The 7,308-nt window shown below is 70.2% G+C and carries 4 protein-coding genes; 2 read left to right on the forward strand and 2 right to left on the reverse strand.

Annotated elements, in window-relative coordinates; genetic code table 11:
• Window positions 1-55: 55 nt before the first annotated feature.
• On the reverse strand, window positions 56-1,063 hold the full coding sequence (locus GA0115259_RS11245) for a polysaccharide deacetylase family protein (RefSeq protein WP_093594565.1): 1,008 nt from the start codon (window positions 1,061-1,063) through the stop codon (window positions 56-58).
• Window positions 1,064-1,270: 207 nt separating this feature from the next.
• Here GA0115259_RS11245 and GA0115259_RS11250 point away from each other — a divergent pair, with 207 nt between their 5' ends.
• Window positions 1,271-2,881, forward strand: a complete 1,611-nt coding sequence (locus GA0115259_RS11250) for a putative glycoside hydrolase (RefSeq protein ID WP_161230339.1) — start codon at window positions 1,271-1,273, stop codon at window positions 2,879-2,881.
• A 495-nt stretch (window positions 2,882-3,376) separates the two neighbouring features.
• Window positions 3,377-5,410, forward strand: coding sequence for an NB-ARC domain-containing protein (locus tag GA0115259_RS11255; protein ID WP_256097974.1), 2,034 nt, complete (start codon window positions 3,377-3,379; stop codon window positions 5,408-5,410).
• 72 nt (window positions 5,411-5,482) lie between these two features.
• Here the strand turns inward: GA0115259_RS11255 and GA0115259_RS11260 are convergent, their stop codons facing one another.
• Entirely contained in the window at window positions 5,483-7,147 is a 1,665-nt protein-coding gene (locus GA0115259_RS11260; protein WP_093594574.1) for a hypothetical protein, read from the reverse strand.
• Between the last annotated feature and the right edge of the window lie 161 nt (window positions 7,148-7,308).

Raw genomic sequence — 7,308 nt, forward strand, 5'->3', positions numbered from 1 at the left:
ATCTGGCTCGAGGACCTCCTGCGAGCAGCCGATTGATCACGACATCACACAGGCCCTAGTACGGCAGGGCCTGCTTCGCGAAGGCCGGCGCCACTTTGTCCTGCGAGGCGCGTGGGAAGGCGACCGTGTTCGGGTTCCCGTCCGAGACGTACCAGTTCTTCCCGGCGGCGAGCTTGTCCAGCCACCGCGACGAACCGAACTCGGCGTCCGCGTCCTTGGGACCCGCCGAGCGGATCCGCGGGATCGCGGCGGGTGTGAAGGCCTTGTCGAACGGCGAGACCGACGGGTTGGCCCCCACGAGGTACACCCCGTCGTAGCGGTAGCCCGTTCCCCGCGCGGCGACGCCGGCCTCCTGGGGCATGGCCCCGAAGGGCAGGGCGAGGGACGTGACCCGGATCCCGGGCGCGGCCTTCACGATCGCCTGCTGTCCGCCGGCGATGGCCTTCGTGGCGCCCGCCTGGTCCAGGGAGCGCAGGTTCTGGTGGCGGTCGGTGTGGTTGCCGACCTCGTGCCCGTGATCCTTCAGCCAGGTCAGCGCCCTGGCGGAACCGGTGGCCGAGAAGGCGTCCGCGTTGACGAAGAAGGTCGCCACCGGCTTGAACTCGGGGTGCTTCTTCGCCGTCTCCGCCAGGATCGCGATGGCCGTGTCCGGCGCCGGGTTGCCGTCCTGGCCGAGGCGCACCTGGCTGTTGGTCGAGTCGTCGAACGTGAGGACCACCGGATGTGTTCCGGCCGGGATGTCGATATGGCCCGTCTGGAAGTCCCGGGCGGTGACCGGCACGTACTTCTCCCGGGCGAGGCGCTCCAGCTCGGCCCGGAAATCGGCCGGCGTGCGGTCGTAGACGCTGGCCGGTTTCTCGGTGAGCTGGTGGTACATCAGCACCGGCACCTGGCCGAGCTCGTCGGCGCCGACCTCCGCCGGGTCTTTCGCGGCGGCTTGGTTGGCCGCCGCGGAGGCCGCCGCCTGCTGGTCCGCGGCGGTCGGTGACGATCCCGAGGAACAGCCCGAGACGAGCAGGGCGGCGCCTGCCAGGGCGCAGAGCGGGACGAGCGGGTGACGCATGAGGGACCTCCAAGGCGAACGTGTCGCGCCATCCCTACCGACGGCGGGAGCCCCCGTACCGCACAGTCCCCTGGATGGCGCAGTCACCACGCCGGGACCGGACACGGCCTTTCGTGTGAAATACCGTCAGAACGGTAGGAACGACACGCCGTATGGCAATCAATGGAGGAACCACCCGACCACGGCACGAAGGACGCCACGATGGCCATGAGATACATATCCAACTCCGCCTCCTCCTACGGTCCCCGTCCGTTCCGCCGACGCGCCCTGATAGCGACGGCCGGGGCGCTCGGACTGGCCGGAGTGGGCTGGACCTTTCTCGCACTGGGACCGGGCGTGCAGGGTCTCGCCGACGGTGCCGTCCTCAACGGGCCCAAGGCCGCACAGGTCAGCGCCTACCTCGACGCCGGAGCTGCCGGCAGTCCGGAGAAGGTGCGTGCCACCCTCGACGGCGCGGTGGTCCCCGTCATAGCTGACGGCGCCCGTCTGAAGCTCGCTCTCCCGCGTCTGGCCGAGGGCAAGCACACCCTGGTGGTGAAGGGCGACAGCCGTGTCCCCCTCCTCTCGTACCGGGAGGTCGTGGACTTCACCGTGGACGCCACCGCTCCCGTCCTGAAGGTGACCGACCCCGAGATCAAGAGCACGGCCAGCTCCGTGACCATCACCGGCAAGGCCGGCACCGACGCCAAGGTGACCGTCGACGGCAAGGAGGTTCCCGTCGACAAGAGCGGGACCTTCAAGATCACGGTGCCCAAGGGCACACCCGTCGTGAACGTCACCGCCGCGGACCGCGCCGGGAACACCACCACCAAGGCCGTGAACGCCCGGGGCCGGCGTCCCATGATCCGTGCCGCGCACATCACCGCCATCGGCTGGGGCAACGACACCCTGCGCGGCAACATCCTCGCCCTGGTCCGCAGCGGCAAGCTCAACGCCGTGCAGTTGGACGTCAAGGACGAGGACGGCGAGGTCGGGTACGCCTCCCAGGTGCCGCTGGCCCGTCAGATAGGCGCGGCCAAGGGCTACTACGACGCCCGCAAGGCGATCGCCGAGATCCACGCCGCCGGTGCCCAGGTCATCGGCCGCATCGTCGCCTTCCGCGACCCCAAGCTCGCCACGGCGGCCTGGAAGGCCGGCAAGCGCGACCAGGTCGTACTGACTCCCGAGGGACAGCCCTACGCCGGCGGCGGCCACTACGGAAAGCTGGCCTTCACCAACTTCGCCGACCCCACGGTCCGCAAGTACAACCAGGACCTCGCCGTCGAAGCGGCTCAGCTCGGCTTCGACGACATCCTCTACGACTACGTGCGCCGCCCCGACGGCCCGCTGTCGAAGATGCGCTTCCCGGGCATCGGGTCCGCCACGCCGGAGCAGTCCATCACCTCGTTCGTCGCCGACACCCGGACCGCGATCCGCCCGCACGCCAAGTACCTCGGAGTCTCGGTCTTCGGTATCGCCGCCACCCGGCCCACCGAGATCGCCCAGGACATCGCGGCCCTGGTCAAGGTCAGCGACTACATCGCGCCGATGGTCTACCCGTCCCACTGGGGGCCCGGGGAGTACGGCGTCGCCAACCCCGACACCGCCCCGTACGCGATCGTGCAGCGCTCGCTCGCCGACTTCGCCCGCCAGGCGAAGGGCACCCAGACCGCGATCGTCCCGTGGCTCCAGGACTTCTCGATGGGCAGCACCTACGGGCCGACCCAGGTGGCCGAACAGATCAAGGCCGCGGCGGCCAACAAGATGGACTCCTTCATCCTCTGGAACGCCGGTGCCCGCTACCAGGGTGCGGCGCTCCAGCAGATCGCCGCACACTGACGCGGCCGGTGAGACCCGGTGGCATAGGTGTACGGCAGCCTCGTGAGCGCGGCTACGAGGCGGTGCGGTTCCTGGCAGTTGAGGCGAACTCGCGGCAGATCGCCAGTTCGCCTCCCCAGCCGCTGAACGACCCGCCGGTCCCGGCCACCGGCTGACCGGCTCTGTCGAGGCTCGCTCGCCTTTCCCTACGCTCTACGGTGGGAGCCGACGATTCAGCGGCTTGTGTGGTGAGGGGTTCGTTTTGGACACCGAATTGGCGGAGTTGGCTTCATCGGGCGCGGCGGCGGCAGGCGCAGGCACCACCGGGCCGGACGCGGAGTCGCTGTGAGCGGGGAAGGACGGTACGAAGGATCCGACCGTCGGGCACCGCAGGTCCGCAACGACGTGTCCGGCAACGTCAGTGGTCCGGTCGTACAGGCGGGAGATGTGCACGGCGGGATCCACTTCCACGTGGCGCCGGCGTCTGAGCCGGGATCGGGACGGAAACCGGATCAGGTGCCCCCGCTGACGGTCCGTTTCATCAACCGCGCGGCTGATCTTTCACAACTGGACGGCCGCTTCGGTGCCGACGGCGAGGGCGCCGACGACGCAGAGGCCGGCGCTCCCGTGCGGATGGGAGCATTGAGCGGGCTCCCCGGTGTCGGAAAGACGGCGATGGTGTCCCGGTGGGCGCAGGCGTCCCGCCGGCAGTTCCCCGGCGGGCAGTTGTACGTCGACTTCGCGCCGCTGCGGGAACAGGCCGGCGCCGATGTGTCCGAGGCCCTGGGTATCTGTCTGCGCGACCTCGGGGTCCGCGACGAGTATCTGCCCGCGACGCTTGAGCAACGTACCGCGTTGTACCGCAGGCAGTCCGCCGACCGCCGGCTGCTGGTCGTGCTGGACGGCGTCAGCCGAGCGGCCCAGGTCAGACCGTTGGTGCCGAAAGGCCCCGGCAGCGTCGTGCTGGTGACGAGCAACGGCCGGCTGGGTGAACTGGCCGCCTTCGACGGCGCCCATCTGATGCAGGTGGAGCCGCTGGACACCGACAGCGGAGTACGGCTCCTCGCCGACCGCTGCGGGAACACCGTCCTGGCGGACGAAGTCGCCGCCCGGCGGCTGGTGGACCTGTGCGGCGGTCTGCCGGTGGCCCTGCATGTGGTCGCCGCCCGGCTGCAGATGAACCAGCGGCTCACCTTGTCCGTCCTGGCGGACGAACTGGCGGACGAGACACGGAGGCTGGCCGGGATGTCCTTACGAGGGGAAGAGCATTCGGTGTCCGCGGTCCTCGGACTCGCCTACCGGGACCTGTCACCCGATGTGGCCCGGCTCTACCGGCTGCTGGGGTGGCTGCCCGTACGGCTCTTCGACACCGCGACCGCGGCCGTCGCGGCCCGGCTCGACATCACCACCGCGCGGCCGCTGCTGGAGGCGCTGGAGGAGGCGAACCTGCTGGATGCGCGGCCCGACGGCCGATTCCGGATGCATGGTCTCGTGCGGTTGCACGCCCGGGAACGCGCCGCCGCCGAGGAGCCCGCGGCGGAGCAACTCGCGCAGTTGGAACGGGTCATCACGCGTTACCTGGTGCTGACCGCCCTGGCCGACCGCGCGGTGCGTGAGGACCGGCTGCGTGTGGCCGAGCTGTCCGGTGTGCTGGAAGGCGTCACGGACCCGTTCCGAGCGGAAGACGCACCTGCCCCGCTCGACTGGCTCGAAGCAGAGCGGTCCGGCATCCTTGCCGTTCTCCGGGAGGCCGCACGCAGCGGACTGCACACTCTCGTATGGCAACTGGCCGAGGCGTTCACGGTGTTGTTCCTGCACCGCAGGCATCTGGCGGACTGGAAGGAGTCACTGGAACTCGGCGCACGGGCGGCGGCGGCCGACGGGGCACCGGACGCCGAGGCACGACTGCGCAGTCTGCTCTCCCGTCCCTTGATGGATCTCGGCGAGTACGAGCGCGCGCGTGAGGAACTGGACACGGCGGTCGCCCGCGCGGACATCGCCGGGAACACGGCGCTGAGCGCGTCCGTGCAGGAGTTCTACGGGCGCTACTGGGACCGCTTCGACACGGCTCGTGCCATCGAGGCGTACCGGCGGTCCGTCTCACTGAACATCGAGGCGGACCTGCCGCGTGGTGTGGCCATCGTCATGTACTTCCTGGGCTGTGCGCAGGACGCCCAGGGCGACCACGAAAGGGCTCTGGAGACCCTGCGGCAGGCTCATCGGAGCCTGTTGAATCTGCCGGACGGCCCCGACCCGCGGATGGCGGCCCGTGCACTGGCCGCGATCGGCGCCGTCCAGGAGCACTTGGGCGACACCGGCCTGGCGCTGCGCTCTCTCGGAGAGGCCGCCGTGATCCTCCACGATCTGGGCGCGAGTCACTATGAGGCCCGGGCCCGGGTCGGGCTCGCCGACATCATCGAGCGCGGCGGCGGTCCTCGCACGGTGGTACGCGATCATCTCCAGCGCGCCTTCGCCGTCTACAAGGCCGGCGGCAGTCCGGAAGCGGAGGCCCTGCGAGAACGGCTGGAGCAGCTGGATCCCGAGGACTGACAGACTGACATGAAAGGCCGCTGACCGGGCGGGCGACGGTACGGGTACTTATCCGCCGGTGCGTACGGGTACTTATCCGCGGGTACGGAGGCGCAGAACGGCGTCCGTCTCGGGAACACCGTCGGCCCGCAAGGTCACAGTGGCGTCCAGCGGGATGCGCCCACGCAGGCAGGTGTACACCAGCGAGGCGGGAAGCCCGGCGTCCAGGGCCGGGCCGGTGGTGGACACCTCGACCACACGTCCGTCGCGAATGCCCACGAGGTAACCGGCTCCCGCCACCGCGGTTCCCGCGAGATAACTGCCGGGACAGCGGTCGAGTACCTCCCGGATCCAGCGCAGTGCCGCCACCGAGGTGGGAGCCGGCCGGCGCCGCAGCAACACGGAGGAACTCTCGCTGACCCGGGCGTCCCGCTCGTGGTCGTCGGCGGCCAGATGAATGAACTCCCCAGGAGCTTCATCGGAGCTCTCCCCGTCGCTGACAGCGGACGGACAGCGGTGAGCGGTGACCACCGGGCGTCCGTCCGCGAACTCCACGGACGTTCTCACCAGCCAGGACGTGACCTCGGCGACCGGCGGATCCGGCCGTGGCAGCGAAAGCACCGGCGGCGGAGTCCAGCCCGGTTCGGACAGACCGAGCAGACCGTAGACGGTGGTCCGCAGCCGGGCCAGGGCGTGGCCGGGACGGGAGAAGGCTCCGGCCACGATGTCGGCGAAGCGGTCGGGCGTGTGCGTGTCCAGGGCTGCCTCGACCTGCCGTCGCACATCGGCGCGAGGATCGAGACGCGGTGCCGCACGGCCGAGCCGCGCCATGGCCGTTCCGGGCACCGCGTCGCTGCCGAAGGCGCCGAGCAGGATCGGCTTGCCGAGCGCGGCACCGTAGAGCGTCACCGAGCCGTGGTCGCCGATCACGAAGTCGGCCGCCACCAGGGCGGTCCGCCAGGTGTTCACGGGCGGCATCAGCAGCAGACCCGCGTCCATGGCGTCGGCCAGGAGCGTGCGGATCTGCCAAGCTCCGTGCCCCGCCCAGACGTTGGGATGGATGACCGCTGCCAGACGGTAGCCGTCGTACGGCAACGCCGCCAGCAGCCGCGCGGGCAGCCCTGGGTCCCGCCCCAGGAGGGAAGTAGGGCCCCAGGTCGAGCTGAGCACGACGAGCCGCTGTCCGCGGGCCAGGCCCAGCGCCTCGCGGTAGACCCTGGCGTGGGACGCGCTCGCCCGTAGCTCGTCGAGAACCGGATCCCCGATCAGCACGGTTCGGCCGGCAGTCTCGGGGCGCGCTGTGATCAGCTGCTTTTCCTGATCGGGATGCGAGACCGCCAGCCACGCGCGCCCCGAATCCAGCAGCGTGTCCGGTACGAGGCCGGAGAGACGTACACCCTCCGCGCGCGAGTCCGGCACCATCTTCTGGAAGCCGATGCCGTGCGGAAGTACCAGCACCGGCCAGTCGCCCGGCGGCACGTCGATGTTCTCGCTGGCAGAGATCAGCAGATCGGGCGATACGTCGGCCAGTTGTGTCCACGGCAGGATCCGGCAGCCGGCGTCCTTGAGGAGATCGAGAACTCCCGCGCTGAACGCGGAGGTGGAGTCGTACGCGAACACCACCGTGACCCGGCTGTCGCCGCGGACGACAGCCGGCAGCGTTTCCAGCAGACGTACGGTGGAGGTGACGGTGCGGGCGGCAACCGCGACGGTCCTCGTACCTTGGAAAGTGCGCCACCGCTCGGCGTCGCGGCCCACGGGTACGCGAAGCGGTGGACGCGCGCTACTCGCCACAGCTGCCTCGGCTACTCCGCATGCCTACCGGATCGCAACCGTCGGTAACGCGAGGACAGGCATCCTCGCGGATCGCGGATCGCGGATCGCGGATCGCGGATCGCGGATCGCGGATCGCGGATCGC

The organism is Streptomyces sp. MnatMP-M17, from assembly GCF_900091995.1.
In the GTDB taxonomy this organism is placed as follows: domain Bacteria; phylum Actinomycetota; class Actinomycetes; order Streptomycetales; family Streptomycetaceae; genus Streptomyces.

Coding starts and splice junctions, on each gene's coding strand:
- GA0115259_RS11245 (WP_093594565.1), bottom strand. CDS start 1,063: ATGCGTCACCCGCTCGTCCCGCTCTGCGCCCTGGCAGGCGCCGCCCTG.
- GA0115259_RS11250 (WP_161230339.1), top strand. CDS start 1,271: ATGAGATACATATCCAACTCCGCCTCCTCCTACGGTCCCCGTCCGTTC.